The sequence below is a fragment of the Vibrio sp. KUL80 genome (genome assembly GCF_059725495.1).
Genome location: NZ_AP045841.1, coordinates 2,625,916 through 2,643,485 on the forward strand (window position 1 = coordinate 2,625,916; position 17,570 = coordinate 2,643,485).

15 protein-coding genes are annotated in these 17,570 nt (G+C 46.7%); 3 read left to right on the forward strand and 12 right to left on the reverse strand.

Annotation, left to right across the window (positions count from 1 at the left end):
- Nucleotides 1-39: 39 nt before the first annotated feature.
- The 3 genes from clpX to tig form a co-directional block, all read right to left on the reverse strand.
- Nucleotides 40-1,320 carry an ATP-dependent protease ATP-binding subunit ClpX gene (gene clpX / locus AC6I8U_RS12035; protein WP_042474030.1) on the reverse strand — a complete coding sequence of 427 codons (1,281 nt, stop codon included), beginning with the start codon at nt 1,318-1,320 and terminating at the stop codon, nt 40-42.
- Nucleotides 1,321-1,443: 123 nt separating this feature from the next.
- On the reverse strand, nt 1,444-2,067 hold the full coding sequence (gene clpP / locus AC6I8U_RS12040) for an ATP-dependent Clp endopeptidase proteolytic subunit ClpP (RefSeq protein ID WP_042474027.1): 624 nt from the start codon (nt 2,065-2,067) through the stop codon (nt 1,444-1,446).
- A 105-nt stretch (nt 2,068-2,172) separates the two neighbouring features.
- The gene (gene tig, locus AC6I8U_RS12045) at nt 2,173-3,477 is read right to left on the reverse strand and encodes a trigger factor (protein WP_234494284.1); all 1,305 of its coding nucleotides are present in this window, start codon (nt 3,475-3,477) and stop codon (nt 2,173-2,175) included.
- A 550-nt stretch (nt 3,478-4,027) separates the two neighbouring features.
- Here tig and AC6I8U_RS12050 point away from each other — a divergent pair.
- The 3 genes from AC6I8U_RS12050 to AC6I8U_RS12060 all read left to right on the forward strand — a co-directional run bounded on the left by AC6I8U_RS12050 (nt 4,028) and on the right by AC6I8U_RS12060 (nt 7,447).
- The gene (locus tag AC6I8U_RS12050) at nt 4,028-5,833 is read left to right on the forward strand and encodes a sensor histidine kinase (protein WP_498017026.1); all 1,806 of its coding nucleotides are present in this window, start codon (nt 4,028-4,030) and stop codon (nt 5,831-5,833) included.
- Nucleotides 5,830-7,173 carry a sigma-54-dependent transcriptional regulator gene (locus tag AC6I8U_RS12055; RefSeq protein ID WP_498017027.1) on the forward strand — a complete coding sequence of 448 codons (1,344 nt, stop codon included), beginning with the start codon at nt 5,830-5,832 and terminating at the stop codon, nt 7,171-7,173. The genes AC6I8U_RS12050 and AC6I8U_RS12055 overlap by 4 nt, the downstream gene beginning before the upstream one ends.
- Nucleotides 7,174-7,261: 88 nt before the next feature.
- Nucleotides 7,262-7,447, forward strand: coding sequence for a hypothetical protein (locus AC6I8U_RS12060; protein ID WP_234494287.1), 186 nt, complete (start codon nt 7,262-7,264; stop codon nt 7,445-7,447).
- A gap of 18 nt (nt 7,448-7,465) precedes the next feature.
- On the opposite strand, the gene AC6I8U_RS12065 is transcribed toward AC6I8U_RS12060, so the two are convergent.
- The 9 genes from AC6I8U_RS12065 to AC6I8U_RS12105 form a co-directional block, all read right to left on the reverse strand.
- Nucleotides 7,466-8,827: a TRAP transporter large permease gene (locus tag AC6I8U_RS12065; RefSeq protein ID WP_234494288.1), complete on the reverse strand. Its 1,362-nt coding sequence runs from the start codon at nt 8,825-8,827 to the stop codon at nt 7,466-7,468.
- Nucleotides 8,828-8,829: 2 nt separating this feature from the next.
- Entirely contained in the window at nt 8,830-9,483 is a 654-nt protein-coding gene (locus tag AC6I8U_RS12070; RefSeq protein ID WP_498017028.1) for a TRAP transporter small permease, read from the reverse strand.
- A 75-nt stretch (nt 9,484-9,558) separates the two neighbouring features.
- Entirely contained in the window at nt 9,559-10,557 is a 999-nt protein-coding gene (locus tag AC6I8U_RS12075) for a TRAP transporter substrate-binding protein (protein ID WP_446569356.1), read from the reverse strand.
- A 285-nt stretch (nt 10,558-10,842) separates the two neighbouring features.
- Entirely contained in the window at nt 10,843-11,955 is a 1,113-nt protein-coding gene (locus AC6I8U_RS12080) for an ABC transporter ATP-binding protein (protein WP_498017029.1), read from the reverse strand.
- Nucleotides 11,956-11,960: 5 nt separating this feature from the next.
- Complete coding sequence (locus AC6I8U_RS12085; protein WP_042474016.1) at nt 11,961-12,818, reverse strand: carbohydrate ABC transporter permease; 858 nt, start codon at nt 12,816-12,818, stop codon at nt 11,961-11,963.
- A complete protein-coding gene (locus AC6I8U_RS12090) occupies nt 12,815-13,744 on the reverse strand; it encodes a carbohydrate ABC transporter permease (RefSeq protein ID WP_252013732.1) in 930 nt (309 codons plus the stop codon). The genes AC6I8U_RS12085 and AC6I8U_RS12090 overlap by 4 nt, the downstream gene beginning before the upstream one ends.
- Before the next feature lie 118 nt (nt 13,745-13,862).
- Complete coding sequence (locus AC6I8U_RS12095) at nt 13,863-15,116, reverse strand: ABC transporter substrate-binding protein (protein ID WP_498017030.1); 1,254 nt, start codon at nt 15,114-15,116, stop codon at nt 13,863-13,865.
- 139 nt (nt 15,117-15,255) lie between these two features.
- Nucleotides 15,256-16,710 (reverse strand): ATP-binding protein, encoded by a 1,455-nt coding sequence (locus tag AC6I8U_RS12100; protein WP_498017031.1) that lies wholly within the window; start codon nt 16,708-16,710, stop codon nt 15,256-15,258.
- 3 nt (nt 16,711-16,713) lie between these two features.
- A complete protein-coding gene (locus AC6I8U_RS12105; RefSeq protein WP_128649172.1) occupies nt 16,714-17,442 on the reverse strand; it encodes a response regulator in 729 nt (242 codons plus the stop codon).
- Nucleotides 17,443-17,570: the final 128 nt, after the last annotated feature.

Below are 17,570 nucleotides of genomic sequence, written 5' to 3' on the forward strand. Positions count from 1 at the left end.
GAGGTAATGATTACCTCCTTTTTGAGTGAACTTGGCAAATTACTCTGCGCTTGCCACTTGATTGTCGTTGTTGGTGTAGATAAGTAGCGGTTCTGACTCACCATTTATCACACTTTCGTCGATAACCACCTTGCTTACATCTGTTGCCGATGGAAGCTCATACATGGTCTCAAGAAGCACACCTTCAAGAATTGAACGCAGACCACGAGCACCTGTTTTACGCTCCATCGCTTTAGCGGCGATCGCACGCAGTGCATCTTCGCGGAACTCAAGTTCAACACCTTCAAGCTCGAACAAGGCACCGTACTGCTTAGTAAGGGCGTTTTTAGGCTCGTTCAAGATTTGAATCAGCGCGTCTTCATCCAGCTCAGTCAATGTTGTCGTGACTGGAAGACGGCCGATGAACTCAGGGATAAGGCCGTATTTAACCAAATCTTCTGGCTCAACTTGAGTGAACAACTCACCAACGGTTTTGGTTTCGTCTTTAGAGCGAACTTCCGCACCAAAGCCAATACCAGTTCCCGTTGCTACACGCTGGTCAATCACTTTATCTAGACCAGCAAATGCACCGCCACAGATAAATAGGATCTTAGATGTGTCCACTTGCAAGAACTCTTGCTGTGGATGCTTACGACCACCTTGAGGTGGAACAGAAGCAATCGTACCTTCAACCAGTTTTAGCAGTGCTTGCTGCACACCTTCACCGGATACATCGCGCGTAATTGATGGGTTTTCTGCTTTGCGTGAGATCTTGTCGATTTCATCGATATAAACGATACCACGCTCTGCTTTTGCTACGTCGTAGTCGCACTTTTGCAGCAGTTTCTGAATGATGTTTTCTACGTCTTCACCAACATAACCGGCTTCGGTTAGTGTCGTTGCGTCGGCCATAGTGAATGGAACATCAAGGAAACGAGCAAGCGTCTCAGCAAGTAGCGTTTTACCACTACCTGTTGGACCGATAAGGAGGATGTTACTCTTACCGAGTTCAACACCGTCTGCCGTAGTATCACCATTGCGCAAGCGCTTATAGTGGTTGTATACGGCAACAGAGAGAACTTTCTTCGCATAGTCTTGGCCGATTACGTAATCGTCTAGGTGCGCGCGAATGTCTCTTGGCGTTGGCAACGCTTCAGATTCCTTCTTCGGCAGCACATCTTTGATCTCTTCGCGGATAATGTCGTTGCACAAGTCAACGCATTCATCGCAAATGTAAACAGACGGACCTGCGATTAGCTTGCGAACTTCGTGCTGACTTTTGCCACAGAAAGAGCAGTACAATAGTTTACCACTACCGCCCTCTTTGCTTTTATCTGTCATTCGCTAACCTCTTAGCCTTTACTTTCTATGTTTTGAGTGTATATCACTTTAGACTATATTGCGCCCGAGAATTCACTTTTCAAGGGCTGCAATCCAGTCTTATTTCACTCAAACGATGACGGGTTAACCGCGGTGGGTCAAAACTTCGTCGATAATACCGTATTCAGCTGCTTGAGCCGCTGACATGAAGTTGTCACGGTCAGTATCTTTTTCAACAACTTCGAGTGGTTGACCTGAGTGCTCAGCAAGAAGTTTGTTTAGCTTCTCTTTGATGGTCAGGATTTCTTGCGCGTGAATTTGAATATCAGATGCTTGACCTTGGAAGCCGCCTAGCGGTTGGTGAATCATCACGCGAGAGTTTGGCAGCGCAAAGCGTTTACCTGGAGCACCACCAGCAAGTAGGAAGGCACCCATTGAACATGCTTGACCAGTACACAGTGTGCTGACGTTAGGTTTGATGAACTGCATGGTGTCGTAGATAGACATACCCGCTGTTACACTGCCACCTGGTGAGTTGATGTAGAGGAAAATATCTTTGTCAGGATTTTCTGATTCTAGGAAAAGCATTTGGGCGACGATAAGATTCGCCATGTTGTCTTCCACTTGACCAGTCAAGAAAATGATTCGTTCTTTTAGTAGTCGCGAATAAATATCGTAAGAGCGTTCGCCGCGGGAAGTTTGTTCAACCACCATAGGTACTAGCGCGTTCATAATTGGCGACATTGCATTTTTTTCTTGGTAGCTCATATTCTTATGTCCCTAAAATAAATGGCCCGGATGATAAACATCATACGGACCATTGTTAGCAGAGAAGTCGACTCTAAGTCAACCTTCTATACAAGATATTGCTTATTAAGCTGCAGGCTGCTGGTTCATTAGCTCGTTGAAGCTAACTTCTTTGTCAGAAACCTGTGCTTTAGCTAGGATCGCGTCGATCGCTTGCTCTTCTAGTGCAACGTTGCGCATGTTGTTCATCATTTGCTCGTTTTGCTCGTAGTAAGCGATAACTTCTGATGGATCTTCATATGCAGTTGCCATTTCAGAGATAAGCTCTTTCACTTTCTCATCGCTAGCTTCTAGCTCTTCAGACTTGATCACTTCACCTAGAAGAAGACCAACAACTACGCGACGCTTAGCTTGCTCTTCGAATAGCTCACGTGGAAGCTGAGCTGCTGCTTCTGGGTTGCCGCCGAAACGCTGTGCAGCTTGCTGACGTAGAGCACCGATCTCTTGATCGATTAGTGCAGCAGGAACGTCGATGTCGTTCTCTTTAACTAGACCGTCAAGAGCTTGCTCTTTGATACGGTTCTTGATTGCTTGCTTAAGCTCACGCTCCATGTTCTTACGAACTTCAGCTTTAAGAGCGTCAACGCCGCCTTCAGCTACACCGAACTTAGCAACGAACTCGTCGTTGATTTCTGGTAGTTCTTGAGCTTCAACTTTGTTCACTTTGATTAGGAACTTAGCTGCTTTACCTTTTAGGTTCTCAGCGTGGTAATCTTCTGGGAAGTTTACGTCGATTTCGAATTCCATACCCGCAGTCTTACCTTGGATACCGTCTTCAAAACCTGGGATCATGCGACCAGCGCCCATTTCTAGTGGGAAGTTCTCAGCTTTACCGCCTTCGAACTCTTCACCGTCGATAGAACCAGTGAAGTCGATTGTTACACGCTTGCCGTCTTCAGCTGCTTCTTCAACTTCAGTCCAAGCTGCTTGCTGCTTACGTAGAGTTTCGATCATCTCTTCAACGTCTGCGTCTTGTACTTCAGTCGTTGGTTTTTCAACTACAACGTTCTCTAGACCCTTAAGTTCAACTTCTGGGTAAACTTCGAAAGTTGCAGTGAATACTAGATCTTTACCAGCTTCGTTCTCAACAGGAGCGAAAGTTGGTGCGCCTGCTGGATTGATTTTTTCAGAAACGATTGCTTCGATGAAGTGACGTTGCATAACTTCACCCATCACGTCTTGACGTACTGCTTGGCCGTACATTTTAGCAACCATCTTCATTGGCACTTTGCCTTTACGGAAACCATCGAAACGACGGTTTTTCGCGATGTTGCGTAGTTCAGCTGTCACTGCGTCTTCGATGTTAGCAGCAGGAACAGTAATGTTTAGACGGCGCTCTAGGCCCTCTAGAGTTTCAACAGTAACTTGCATTGTATAAACCTCAGTTTGGCTCAGTGTTGGCTGAGCGTATGAGCGTCAATATCACGAGGATACTTCCGCTTCATCCTTGTTAGTACCAAACGTACTTCTTTAAAATGAGCATCGATAACCAGTCAATTGTGCCTTATACAGCACTTTGCTCTGGATATCGGACTAATGAGTGACGTCTTCTTTAGCACTGAACATGTCAGTTAGAACATGTTAGTTAAAAGGCATCTCTGATTAGTCTCAGGACAAAATTTCAGACGCGACATTCTAGCGATCTCCACCTACCCTGTCGAGTCGAACTCGGGTCAATCGACGCTTTTGTCGCTAAATACTCAAAGAAAAGGGAAATCAGTGCTGATTTCTCCTAAGTCCACATTGAAATGGGGACAATATCGACTTTTTCAAGAGATTGAAGGGCTTTTTTTGGTGAAAGACGAAAAAAGAGATCTTGCTCCTGTTTTGCTGGTCTTCCACCTCTCAGTTCTTATAACTTTTTCGCCACAATTTCCTTATATTAGTTAACCTATAGATATCGAGCTGTAGAGGTGCTGTCATGCGATTAAAACGGATTTTAGTGAGCTTTATTGCACTGTTTGTTTTTATCTCTGCGACAGCCGGTCACTGGTATTGGCGTCACAGCTTTGAAGCGATGCAATTGCAACACCAAAACTGGCTCAATCGCTTTGTCGAGACCATAGATAGTAAGCTTGATAAGTATCGTCATATTCCTCAGCTTCTATCGCAAGACAAGGAGTTGGTCGACGCTCTGCAAGCACCTAACAACTCCGCGCAGATTGAAGTGACCAATCGCTATCTTCAACAAGCCAATACCATCATCCTTGCCTCTGATACTTATCTATTGGATCGCTATGGCAATACGATCGCCTCGAGTAACTGGAATCTTCCCCATTCGTTTGTCGGCAAGAATTTTGCGTTCCGACCCTACTTTCAAAATGCAATTGAGGGTAAACAGAGTGCTTACTTTGCGCTCGGCTCGACATCAGGACAAAGAGGCTACTACTACTCGTTCCCTGTGACCTATGCCGCTGACCACATAGGCGTGGTTGTAGTTAAAATGGATCTCTCGTCAATCGAGCGCAGCTGGCAAAGTGATAACAGCATTTATGTTGCCACCGATAACAATCAGATCGTTTTCATGTCGAGTGATGCCGATTGGCTTTTTACCAGTCTCTCCGATATTGATTCTGAAACACTAACGTCAATACGTGACTCTCGACAGTACCTGCAAACCGATATCAAAAGCCTTGGCTTTCAAGGTGACTTGCTCGCTTCATCTACGTTGCTCACTAACCCAAAAGGGAATATTTTTACCAAACAGTATTTGGCTACCCAACGTGACTCCGGCATCCCAAACCTTATACTTCGCGTGCTAACGCCGCTATCCGCGCTCTATATTGACCTCTTCAGCTTTATTAGCGTCATAGCTCTGGTGTTTATTTCCCTTTATCTCGTCGTCGCGCTGGCAGAAAACCGTCGCTATCGCCATCGACAAATCGAGCAACTACAAGCAGAAGCTAAGCAAAAACTTGAGTTTCTCGTCATGGAAAGAACCGCGGAATTGCATGTGGAGATTGATGAACGAGTCAAAACAGAGAAAGCACTTCGCCAAGCCCAGGATGAACTTATTCAAGCAGCAAAACTCGCGGTGTTAGGACAGATGTCAGCCAGTATCAGTCACGAGTTGAACAACCCTCTCGCTGCAATAAGAAGCTTTGCAGAAAACGGTCAACGTTTTATCGATAAACACAAGGTCGAACGTGCCAAAGACAACCTGAATCGTATCGTCGCCCTGACCGAACGAATGGCGAAAATTAGCCAACAGCTCAAATCTTTTGCCAGACGAAGCGACGCAAATGAGCTCAGCGAAGTCAAATTGGCACCGGTACTGTTCTCAACCATTGAGCTCATACAGCCTCAGCTTAAGAGCCACCAAGTTAAGCTCGATTGTGTCATTGATCAGCAAGATATTCTCGTTGTCATTAACCCTATTCAGCTTGAGCAGGTGCTTATAAACCTAATGACCAACGCGACGCAAGCGATGGAGAACAGCCCTAAAAAGCAGTTAAATCTCAGTGTAGAAACGACAAATCAGACCGTTGTAATCCACGTCGATGATTCCGGTCCTGGACTTCAGAATTACTCAGAGGAGAATCTGTTTGAGCCTTTCTACACCACGAAGGAAAACGGTTTGGGGTTAGGACTCTCTATCTCTCAGCAAATCATTCAAAACCTGCATGGAAAAATCCATGTCACTCAATCCTCTTTAGGGGGCGCTCGCTTTAGTGTCGAACTACCGATAACCGACTCAGCACTGACGCCCACAAGGAAGCCTGTATGAGCCAAGTTTTTTTTATAGATGATGAATCCGACATTCGAATCGCCTTGGAACAAAGTTTCGAGCTTGCCGATATCGATGCCAAATTCTTTGCTAATGTCGAAGATGCGCTCCTCTGCCTCAAACAAGAGACACCACTCGCCATTATTTCAGATATCCGATTACCTGGTTTATCTGGGTTAGATCTGCTCAACACAATCAGCCACCACTATACGGGAATCCCGGTGATCCTCATTACCGGGCATGGCGATATATCTATGGCGGTTCAGGCCATTCAAGATGGCGCTTACGACTTTATTGAAAAACCTTTCTCGGCAGAGCGCCTTATCGAAATCACCGAACGTGCCATCGAAAAGCGCCAGCTAACCTTAGAAAACGAGCATTTGAAACGCTCTTTAAAAGCGAGTCAAACGCTGGGGCCAAGAATAATTGGCGACACGGCCGTGATTCAAAACCTGCGAGAAACCATCTCTGCGGTTGCGGACACTCATGCCGATATACTGCTGTTTGGAGAAACGGGTACGGGTAAAGAGTTAGTAGCACGTTCACTTCACGAACAAAGCACTCGAAAAGACGCCAATTTTGTCGCTGTGAACTGCGGCGCGGTTCCTGAGAACCTTATCGAAAGTGAGCTGTATGGCCATGAAAAGGGGGCATTTACTGGCGCAGAAACAACCCGTGTAGGTAAATTTGAGCATGCTCAAGGGGGCACTCTGTTTCTCGATGAGATAGAGTCCATGCCGATGCAAGCTCAGATCCGTCTGCTACGCGTCCTGCAAGAGCGTTCAATCGAACGTGTGGGTTCGAATACGCTAATCCCTCTTGATATTCGCGTCATTGCGGCAACCAAGACCGACCTAAACCAAGCGTCACTGGAAGGCGATTTTAGACAAGACCTCTATTACCGACTCAACATTGTCACGCTGGATCTCCCACCATTAAGAGAGCGTAAAGACGATATCGCCGCCCTATTTCACCACTTTCAGCTAGTGGCCGCTTCCCGCTATGGAAAGACTGCAAATGCGCTTAGACCACAGGAATTAAGTCAGCTAATTAGCCATGATTGGCCGGGCAATGTGAGGGAGCTACGAAACTGCGCCGAGCGTTTTGTCTTGCTGGGTAAGATTCAAGCGGGCGATCACGCTCACGACTCGAAAGACACGGGGCAAACCCTTGCAGAGCAGGTAGGGCTATTTGAGAAAAATGTCATTGAACAGGCTCTGATTGAAACCAACGGCAGCATCAAAGAAACCATGGAAAAACTCAATGTCCCGAGAAAAACTCTCTACGATAAAATGCAGAAATATCAGCTTATTAAGGAATCCTACAAAAGTAATCCCTAAAATAAACTAGAACTGTGATTGAGATCTCCTAGACTTATAAATGTAAACACAATGTTGCATAACAACTTTGGAAAGAGGGAGAGATCTGATGGGCGAAAAAACCAAGGTGCCCTTCATTTCAGACACTGTTGAGATTGATGGTATTTTTTACGTTGAGCAGCGTGTTGAAGTTGGGGACAGACGCAAACAAAAAGCGAAGCGCGTATTCTACGAAAGACGCTTCCAGCCCGACCCGAGGGCACAACATGGGAAACATATTGATGAGGAGGTCTAACGACCTCCTCTTTTTTTGTTACTTGGTAATAATTTCTGGTCCCATCAAGGTCGTTGGCAGCCAAGTCGACACCCAAGGTACATAAGTCACGATGATCAAGAATAAGAACATCACACCCACCCATGGCAAAGCAGCTTTGACCACACCCATCATCGACATCTTAGCGACACCAGCCGTCACAAACAGGTTAAGCCCAACGGGCGGCGTAATCATGCCTATCTCCATGTTTACTACCATCATGATGCCGAGGTGAATTGGATCAATCCCAAGCGCAATCGCAATTGGGAAAACCAACGGTGCGACAATGATAAGTAGACCAGACGGCTCCATAAACTGACCACCGATTAGCAGCAACACGTTAACCACAATTAGGAAGGTGATCGGTCCCAAACCCGCAGAAAGCATCGATTCAGTGATCATCTGAGGGATACGCTCTTCAGTCAGGACATGCTTGAGAATCAATGCGTTTGCAATGATAAACAGCAGCATAATAGTGAGCTTGCCTGCTTCAAACAGTGTGTGCTTGGTATCTTTGTGCACAAACGTCTCAAAGACTTTGATTAGAGCCGGTTTCTTGTTTTCCTTGTCGGCAAACGGCCCCATATCCTTATAGATGAAGTTGGCGATCAAAAATGAGTAGACCGCTGCTACCGCTGCCGCTTCCGTCGGCGTAAATACCCCGCCATAGATCCCTCCAAGGATAATCACCACCAGCAGCAAACCCCAGCTTGCTTCACGAGCAGAATCGAAGACCTCTTTCCAGCCTACAAATGGCTGCTTTGGAAGACCTTTTACTTTGGCAGCAATATAAATGGCAATCATCAGCATCAACCCAGCAAGCAAGCCGGGAATGACACCACCAAGGAACATGCGACCTACCGAAACGTCAGTTGCTGCCGCATAGACCACCATAACGATCGATGGCGGAATAAGAATGCCTAACGTCCCTGCATTACAGATAACGCCAGCGGCAAACTCTTTGGTATAACCGTTCTTAATCATACCTGCGATAACGATACTACCGATGGCGACCACCGTCGCTGGCGACGAGCCAGACAGAGCAGCAAACATCATACAAGCCACCACCGATGCCATCGCCAATCCACCTCGGAACCAGCCAACCATGGCAATCGCAAAACGGATAATTCGCTTCGCCACACCACCTGTCGACATGAAACTGGATGCCAATATAAAGAATGGAATCGCAAGCAGTGTGTAGTGCCCAGCAAAGGCATTAAATAGAGTTTGAGCAACCGAGGCCAGTGAAGCATCAGAGTGCATCAACAAAAACAGAATGCTTGATAGGCCAAGAGACACCGCAATCGGCACGCCGATAAGCATAAAGCCTATCACCATTAGAAAGAGTAATAGAATATCCATGCTTATTTATCCTTGTCCTTAACGTTATCGAATGCGTTGTCTTGCATCTCCGCTTTCAATGCTTCCAAATCCTCTTCAGCTTCATGACCTGCAATTAAGCGATCCAGCTTTCCAGTAAAGATTTGATAGGCCGCCTGAGCAAATCGAAAAGTCAGGAGAGCCATACCAATAGGAAGCGCCATGTAAGGAATAAATCGCGGCATTTTTTCGTAACGCTCACCCTCATTGAGCCAGTCCGCTAGAAACTGGAGCATTTCCGGCATAGGAATATCGTCGGTTTCATACCAAGCTCTGTCGGTGACAAACGGATACCAGTAGTTCCATGAACCAATAAGCAACAGGACTGAAAACGTCAGACAGGCTAAAACAGAGAGAATGGCAAAGAGCTTACGGTTGTTTTCCGAAACCATGTTGATCACGACATCAACACCGATATGAAAGTGTTTCTTTACACCATAAGAAGCGCCGACGAGCACCATCCAGGCAAACATAAAAACGGTAAGTTCGAGTGCCCATAAAATATTGTCGTTAAACACATAACGAGAGATAACATTGGCAAATGTTAACAGTGTCATCGCACCTAAAAAGAACGCAATCAGCGTTTCTTCAAAGGCATCGGTAACCTTGCCAATACGAGAGATAAAAGACTGTTCCATGTGATACATCGCTTTTGTAATAATTGGGACAGGGAAGATGACCTCACTTTCGTGAGGTCATGGACTGCTTAATAGTTATTGTTGGTTAGACGCAAGTGCTGCTTCGATGAGATCAGAGCCGATGTCCTTCTCAAACTTCTTCCACACTGGCTGAAGAGCTTCTACCCATTGCTGGCGCTGCTCCGGCGTCAAAGTACGCACCACACCACCAGACTCTACGATGTTGTTTTTGTTTGCTAGGTTTACTTTGGTCGACTCAGCATTACGAGTCTCAGTGACTTCTTTGAGAATCAAAGCAAACTGGTCACGCGTATCTTCTGGCATGCCATCCCAGAACTCACGAGATGTCACGACGAGGTAATCAAGGATGCCGTGGTTGGTTTCTGTCACACCGTCTTGTACTTCGAAGAATTTCTTACCGTAGATATTTGACCAAGTGTTCTCCTGACCATCGATAACCTTAGTTTGCAGACCGCCATACACCTCTTTGAACGACATCTTCTGAGGGTTAGCACCAAGCTGCTCAAACTGTGCAACCAGTACGTCTGATGCTTGAACACGGAACTTCAAATCTTTCGCGTCACCCGGTACTAGCAGTGGCTTGTTCGCCGACATCTGCTTCATACCGTTGTGCCAAAACGCTAGACCTTGGAGGCCACGACGCTTCATCGCATTCTTCAGTTTTTCACCCGACTCTGAGTTTTGGAAACGATCGACTGCTTCCACGTTTTCAAACAAGAATGGCAAATCAAAGATGCGGTATTTCTTAGTAAACTTCTCGAATTTAGAAAGTGAAGGAGCGGCAAGTTGAACATCGCCGTTCAAAAGGGCTTCGAGAACTTTGTTGTCATCGTACAGTGTTGAGTTAGGGAATACCTGCATACACGCTTTACCGTTCATTTCAGTATTCACGCGCTCTTCGAGCAGTGATGCTGCGATGCCTTTCGGGTGTTTGTCTGTATTCGTTACATGACTGAACTTAATAACAATTTCACCAGGGTCACAGTTCGCGGCAGCATTGAAGCTAACAAGTGCAAGAGCAGAGACAGACAGTAGGGATAGAGGCTTTAACATTATTATTCTCCTTTGGATTAATGCAGTCCCATCTATGGGTACTGATGGGCATTAAAGGAGCAATAAGGGTGCCAAGGTTAGATAACTTATATTTTTCAATAACATAGATCATATCTAGCAATGCACGAACGCTTCTGTCGTATGACAATGGGTGGAAAATGACACATTGGGATTTGAGGAATTGGTGGGAAATGACCAAGTATCAAAAAAAGAGCTGACCCACTCTAGCTCCCCCGGCTCTGAGGGATCAGCTCTCAAAATGCGAAGCAGTAATACCTCACATCCCTACACTAATAACCTCTCCTCGGTCCCAGCATCAAAAAACACCGCCTTAGACATATCAAAATAGAGTGGTGCGACCTGCCCTACAGAGGCATCAAACTCAGGAGATAAGCGACACGCCACCTCTTGTTCATTGACCTTAACCATCGCAATCACATCAGGGCCTGTTGGCTCAAGCACTTCCAATTTAAGGCTGACTTGAGTCGCAACGGCCGTCTCTTCTTCGAGCTTTTCCGTGATGTGTTCAGGACGCAGACCAATCACAATCTCATTGCCGTCTTGTGGACGTAATGAGTCAGGCAGTGCGACAACGTGCTGCTGATTGTCGCCAGAGACCACACGAATAATCGGCTTGTCGTTCTCATCTAAATCAACACGAGTCTTAATGAAGTTCATCGACGGAGAGCCCATAAATCCTGCGACAAACATGTTGTTTGGCTCGTTATAGATCTCTTTTGGTGTACCCAATTGCTGCAACTCACCATCCTTCATAACTGCGATGCGATCTGCGAGCGTCATCGCTTCGATTTGATCATGCGTTACATACACAATCGTTGTGTTTAACTGCTGATGTAGACGCTTTATCTGATGGCGCATCTCGACACGCAACTTCGCATCCAGGTTAGATAATGGCTCATCAAACAAGTAGAGCTTAGGACGGCGTGCGAGCGCTCGGCCCATCGCGACCCTCTGCCTCTGACCACCCGAAAGCTGCGATGGTTTGCGGTCAAGAAGGTGGTCGATTTGTAGCATCTCAGCAACGCGATTAACTTCCGCATCGATCTGCTCCTGTGGCATCTTGCGGATCTTTAATCCGAAGGCAATATTGCCACGCACTGTCATATTTGGGTAAAGAGCATAGGATTGAAACACCATAGCAATATCGCGATCTTTCGGCTGCACTTGAGCCACATCGCGACCATCAATCACAATCTCACCTGCGCTGATATCCTCAAGACCCGCGATGGTGTTCATCAAGGTTGATTTACCGCAGCCGGATGGCCCTACAAGAATAAGGAACTCACCAGAATCGATACTGATATCGATACCTTTAAGGGTTTCGTTGTCCGCATTGCGATAGGTTTTGCGGATCTGTTTAAGTTCTAAAGCTGCCATGTTGATTATCCTTTTACTGAACCCGCAGTGAGACCGCGAACAAAATACTTCCCTGCCAGTACGTAGACCACCAGCGTTGGCAACGCAGCGATGATCGCAGCGGCCATATCAACGTTGTACTCTTTGACACCAGTACTCGTGTTGACCAAGTTGTTGAGCGCCACCGTTATTGGCTGCGTCTCAGAGCCTGAATAGACGACCCCGAACAAGAAGTCATTCCAAATTGAGGTGAACTGCCAAATCACTGTCACCATAATGATAGGTGTTGAGAGTGGCAGCAGAATTTTAAAGAAGATAGTGAAAAAGCCTGCGCCATCCAATTTGGCTGCTTTGACGAGTTCATCTGGCACCGCAATGTAGAAGTTACGGAAGAACAGAGTCGTAAACGCCATACCATAGATAACGTGTACCGCCACCAAACCTGCGGTTGTGTTCGCGAGACCCAGTTTGCCGAGTAGCGCGGCCATTGGTAGCAAGATAACTTGGAATGGGATGAAGCATCCAAACAGCAGCAGGCTGAAAAACAGATCAGAGCCTCGAAACTTCCACTTAGTGATAACGTAGCCGTTAAAGGCACCAAGTAGTGTCGAGATAGCCACAGCAGGAATCACCATTTGGAATGAGTTCCAAAAGTAACTCTTTACCCCTTCACATTTCACACCAGTACAAGCGCTGCTCCAAGCTTTGCTCCATGCATCGAACACCCACTCCGTGGGCAGTGACATTAGGTTGCCCGCTTTAATGTCAGGCAGTGTCTTAAATGAGGTAATGACCATGACAAACAGCGGCATTAGATATACCAAGCAGAAGAAGGTCAGCGCCGAGTAGATAAAGAGTCTAGAAAGATTCATCGACGTATTCATGATTTCTTCTCCCTAAGCTCTGAGTACAAGTACGGAACCAAAATTGCCAATATCCCCGCTAGCATCATCATCGCACTGGCTGCACCAAGACCGATCTGGCCACGGGTAAATGAATGCGCGTACATGAACAGAGCTGGTAAGTCAGAAGAGTAACCCGGTCCGCCTGCCGTCATCGCCGTCACCAAGTCAAAGCTCTTAATGGCGATATGAGAAGTGATAATGACTGCACTAAAGAACACAGGGCGCAGACAAGGTAAAATGATTTTCCAATAGATGGTTGGCAAGCTTGCCCCATCAATTTGCGCCGCCTTAATGATTGACGAATCGATACCGCGAAGACCCGCTAAGAACATCGCCATGACAAAGCCCGATGACTGCCACACTGCCGCTATTACAAGCGTGTAGACCGCCATATCGGAGTTCACCAGCCAGTCAAACTTAAAGTTTTCGAATCCCCAGTCATGCATCAGCTTTTCGATGCCCAGACCTGGGTTTAAGATCCATTTCCATGCCGTACCCGTCACGATGAAAGAGAGCGCCATAGGATAGAGATAAATCGTACGTATCGCGCCCTCTTGGCGGATATTCTGATCGAGCAATATTGCCAGCCCTACACCAAGGACAATCGCAATAAGCATAAACAGCACCCCGAAGATGCCAAGGTTGGTGATTGAGGTGATCCATCGGTCATTGTCCATCAGCTTCTCATATTGAGCAAAGCCGACGAAATTAAACGACGGAAGAAAACGCGAGTTGGTCAATGAGACCGCCGCGGTCCAAAAAATAAACCCGTAGATACACACTACAGTGACGAGCATGGTCGGTGCCATGACAATCTTAGGTAGCCAATGTTGAAGGCGATCTACTAAGCTGAGTTTTGGCGCGGACTGCTTATTTGAGTCTTGTGCATTCAAAGCCTGCTCCATAACCTTTCCTTACTAATAACTGCTTTCGGAATTGAGCAAGCGTTAAGGGTGCAAGGCACCGCTCTCTCCCTTTTACAGGGAGAGAGTCAGCTATAACGCTTGATTTAGGAGGAAGTGACTAGATAGCCGCTTTGACAGCTTTCGCCAGTTTCTGTGCCGCTTCTTTTGGATCCGCGTTTGGATCATTAAAGAAGTTAGTGACCACGTCATAGATAGCGCCTTGCGCATAACTGGTGGTCGACATGCCGTGCGCCATACTTGGCACTAGGTCGCCCGTTTTCGCTGTCGCTTTGAAGCTCGCCATTGAGTCCAGTGCACATTGGTCAAACGCGCTCATGTCCATATCGGTACGAACTGGGATTGAGCCCTTGTTGAGGTTGAATACTTCTTGGAACTCCTTATCCAAGATGGTTGCTGCCAGTGCTTTTTGCGCAGCGACGTTAGTTTCATCTTTGATTTCAAAGAAAGCGAAGCTATCTACGTTGTGTGTGAACTGTCCATCTGTACCAGGCGCTGGTGCACAGATATAGTCTTTACCCGGAACCTTACCTGCTGCGGTAAATTCACCTTTGGCCCAGTCCCCCATGATTTGCATCGCCGCTTCACCATTGATAACCATAGACGTGGCAACGTTCCAATCACGACCTGGCGAGTTCGCATCAATGTAGTCATGGACTTTTTGGAACTTAGTGAACACTTCTACCATCTTGTCGCCAGATAGCGTGTCCATATCTAGGTCTACAAACGCTTTGCGATAGTCATCTGAACCTAGCACATCGAGAGCAATCGCTTCAAATACGGTTGCGTCTTGCCATGGCTGACCACCGTGAGCGAGAGGGATAAAACCTGCTGCTTTGATTTTTTCTGCTGCAGCGAAGAAATCATCCAAGGTCTTTGGCACTTCTACGCCCGCTTTTTTCAATACTTCTGGGTTCGCCCAAAGCCAGTTAACACGGTGTACGTTGACGGGTACCGCAACATACTCACCATTAAACTTCATGACGTCTGTGACCATGCTAGGGACACTAGCATCCCATCCACCTGACTGTGCAACGTCGTCTAGGTTAGTCAAAAAGCCAAGGCCGCCCCATTCTTGAATATCGTGACCTTTAATTTGAGCCGCTGAAGGTGGGTTACCTGATACAGCGCGCGTCTTAAGTACTGTCATCGCACTTTCACCGCCACCGCCTGCTACCGCAAAGTCTTTCCATGAGTGACCTTGCTCTTCTAGCATCGCTTTCAGTTCTTGTACGGATTTCGCCTCACCACCAGAGGTCCACCAGTGAAGGACTTCCACTTCACCTGCACTAGACAGTGAAGGTAGCGTGGCTGCAGCGAGGGATAGAGTCAGTAGGGTTTTATTCATTTTCATTGTTATCTTCCATGTATTGGATTAGACAAAAGGCCATTCTTGCCCCTGTTCGATACACAGTGTAGAAAAAACCAGCAACACTCACTGCAACAAACTGTTAACGCAAGGTAACAAGGATGTTACATTGTGAAATCTATCACTAAGCCTCTAAATTAGGCGGAATATAGATCTTCACTTCTAAACCACCTTGCTCGGCATTTTGTAGCACAAGGTCTCCGCCCAGGCCGTGCAAGATACTGCGGCAGATCCCTAAACCTAAACCGTGGCCATCTTTATCATTTGCAAGGCGCGTATAAGGCTCAAAAACCGCTTCCAATTGAGATTCTGGAATGCCGTTACCTTTGTCTAGAATTGTGACAATGATCCATGTCGGGTTCTCTTCAATGGATACAAACGCATGCTTGCCATACTTGACGGCATTGTCGATAAGGTTGGTCAGCACACGTTTAATGGCCAGTGGTTTAAGCACAACTGGCTCCATCGGTAGCGCCGTAAAGCTCACTTGCGTATGCACTTGATTGTAGGTTTCAGAGAGGTTTCGAATCATCTCATTAAGGTCAACAAAGTCGTTGTTTTCATGCAAATCCGTATCTCGAACACACTGCAGCGCACCTTTAACCATCATTTCTAGATCATCGAGATCTTGGTTGAACTTGTCGCGCTTGGCATCATCGTCAAGCAGCTCTGCGCGCAGCCGTAATCGAGTAATGGGTGTTTTTAAGTCATGAGAGATGGAAGAAAATAAATGTTCTCTATCAGACACATACTTTCGAATCCGGGTTTGCATGCGATTAAATGCTCGCGTCGCGGTGACGAGCTCCGTCGCCCCTTCCTCTTTGAGCGGCGACTGGTCAATGTCCATACTCATCTCATTCGCGGCTTTAGCAAGCCGCCTTAAAGGCTTAACCTGAGCACGAACCAGCAAGAAAGTTAACACCAGCAATAGCGAAGTAAAGATCACCAAAAAGACCAATTGGTCCTGAGAGAAAATCCGGTCATCTAGCTGCATGTAAGGCGACGGTAATAGCGCCGCCACGTAAATCCATTCTCCCTCTTTGAGCTTGAGCTGGACCACGAGAATCGGAGGGTCAAGAGGTCCTAGGGTCAACGTATGGTGAGCCCATGATCTTGGCAAGTCATTGAGAAAGATATCGTTCTTAAGCAGTCTTAAGTTTTCAGCCTTCGAGAAATCGACCTTCACCGCTTCAATCGTTGGCAACTTCTCTTTTAAAACCCGAGTAACAGATTGCATCGACGCTAGCTTGAGCGGCGTGTCAGGAATCGGATCGACAATCAGCTCTTCACTGTTAAAGGAGACGAAGAAGCGCGTTCCCCCCATATTGCGAATTTGGTCTAAAACGATATGTCGGTACTTAATCGGCAACCTTTGAAAAAAGGTCACCGTGGAGGCAAACATAGTCGCCATACTGGCTGAGGTATCACGAATACCAGAGAGTTCATCCTGCTTGGTTTTCTGATACCAAATTGCAGTAAGAACACCCTGAGAGCAAAAAACCGCCAGTAAAGTCAGTAGTAGCGTGCGGGCTACCAAGGAGTTAGGGCTCAATCGCTTGAACCAGCGTGTTCTAGACATGAATTATTGACCGTATTCGACCGGCACAGAAAGAATGTAGCCGTTACCACGCATGGTTTTAATGTAGTGAGGATACGTTTTACTGGTGCCCAGTCTGTTGCGAATTCGACTCAACTGAACATCGATTCCTCGCTCATAAGGCAGCGCTTCACGACCTCGGGTAGCAAAAGAAATCGTATCCCTATCAAGGATTTCATTCGGACGCGACAAAAATAGCATCAACAGCGCAAAGTCACTTCCAGACAAGTCATGACTGCGCCCATTAACCTTATTCGTCATACGGTGTGCAATCGTATCTAAATGCCAGTCACCAAAATCGATGGTGCGAGGTGGTGTATCATCGTGTTTATCTTCATGGATATGCGCACGGCGCAATAGTGCCTTAATGCGAGCCATCAATTGTCTCGGGCTAAATGGCTTAGCAATATAGTCATCGGCCCCTATCTCTAGACCAATGATTTGATCAGTTTCATCGGACACCGCAGTCAACATGATGATAGGTACTTGCGAATCGCGCCTAACACGCTGACAAAGGGTAAACCCATCATCACCTGGCAACATCACATCGAGCAGGATAAGATCTGGGTATCCTTTAGCTTTTATGAATAGCTCCATCTCCACGCCATCTTCAGCCCCCGACACTTCAAAGCCCGCCTTAGTTAGGTACTCTTCGAGCAATAGGCGGATTTCTTCGTCATCATCAACCACTAGAATGTGCGTCTTAGCCTGCATTATGTTCCCTTAAGTCTGCACTGCGATCCCTACAGTGTAAGGGTTTTGACGGGGAGTTATTATTGATTCGTTTATAAATTTTGCTACTTAGCTCTGCGTGAGGTCACAAAAATGACATGGAAATGACC

Bases quoted from the DNA above. Each gene is read 5' to 3' on its own strand.
- AC6I8U_RS12085 (WP_042474016.1), bottom strand. From the start codon at position 12,818: ATGAATACGTCGATGAATCTTTCTAGACTCTTTATCTACTCGGCGCTG.
- AC6I8U_RS12090 (WP_252013732.1), bottom strand. From the start codon at position 13,744: ATGGAGCAGGCTTTGAATGCACAAGACTCAAATAAGCAGTCCGCGCCA.
- AC6I8U_RS12070 (WP_498017028.1), bottom strand. From the start codon at position 9,483: ATGGAACAGTCTTTTATCTCTCGTATTGGCAAGGTTACCGATGCCTTT.
- AC6I8U_RS12100 (WP_498017031.1), bottom strand. From the start codon at position 16,710: ATGTCTAGAACACGCTGGTTCAAGCGATTGAGCCCTAACTCCTTGGTA.
- AC6I8U_RS12105 (WP_128649172.1), bottom strand. From the start codon at position 17,442: ATGCAGGCTAAGACGCACATTCTAGTGGTTGATGATGACGAAGAAATC.
- AC6I8U_RS12050 (WP_498017026.1), top strand. From the start codon at position 4,028: ATGCGATTAAAACGGATTTTAGTGAGCTTTATTGCACTGTTTGTTTTT.
- AC6I8U_RS12060 (WP_234494287.1), top strand. From the start codon at position 7,262: ATGGGCGAAAAAACCAAGGTGCCCTTCATTTCAGACACTGTTGAGATT.
- tig (WP_234494284.1), bottom strand. From the start codon at position 3,477: ATGCAAGTTACTGTTGAAACTCTAGAGGGCCTAGAGCGCCGTCTAAAC.
- clpX (WP_042474030.1), bottom strand. From the start codon at position 1,320: ATGACAGATAAAAGCAAAGAGGGCGGTAGTGGTAAACTATTGTACTGC.
- AC6I8U_RS12065 (WP_234494288.1), bottom strand. From the start codon at position 8,827: ATGGATATTCTATTACTCTTTCTAATGGTGATAGGCTTTATGCTTATC.
- clpP (WP_042474027.1), bottom strand. From the start codon at position 2,067: ATGAGCTACCAAGAAAAAAATGCAATGTCGCCAATTATGAACGCGCTA.
- AC6I8U_RS12080 (WP_498017029.1), bottom strand. From the start codon at position 11,955: ATGGCAGCTTTAGAACTTAAACAGATCCGCAAAACCTATCGCAATGCG.
- AC6I8U_RS12055 (WP_498017027.1), top strand. From the start codon at position 5,830: ATGAGCCAAGTTTTTTTTATAGATGATGAATCCGACATTCGAATCGCC.
- AC6I8U_RS12075 (WP_446569356.1), bottom strand. From the start codon at position 10,557: ATGTTAAAGCCTCTATCCCTACTGTCTGTCTCTGCTCTTGCACTTGTT.
- AC6I8U_RS12095 (WP_498017030.1), bottom strand. From the start codon at position 15,116: ATGAAAATGAATAAAACCCTACTGACTCTATCCCTCGCTGCAGCCACG.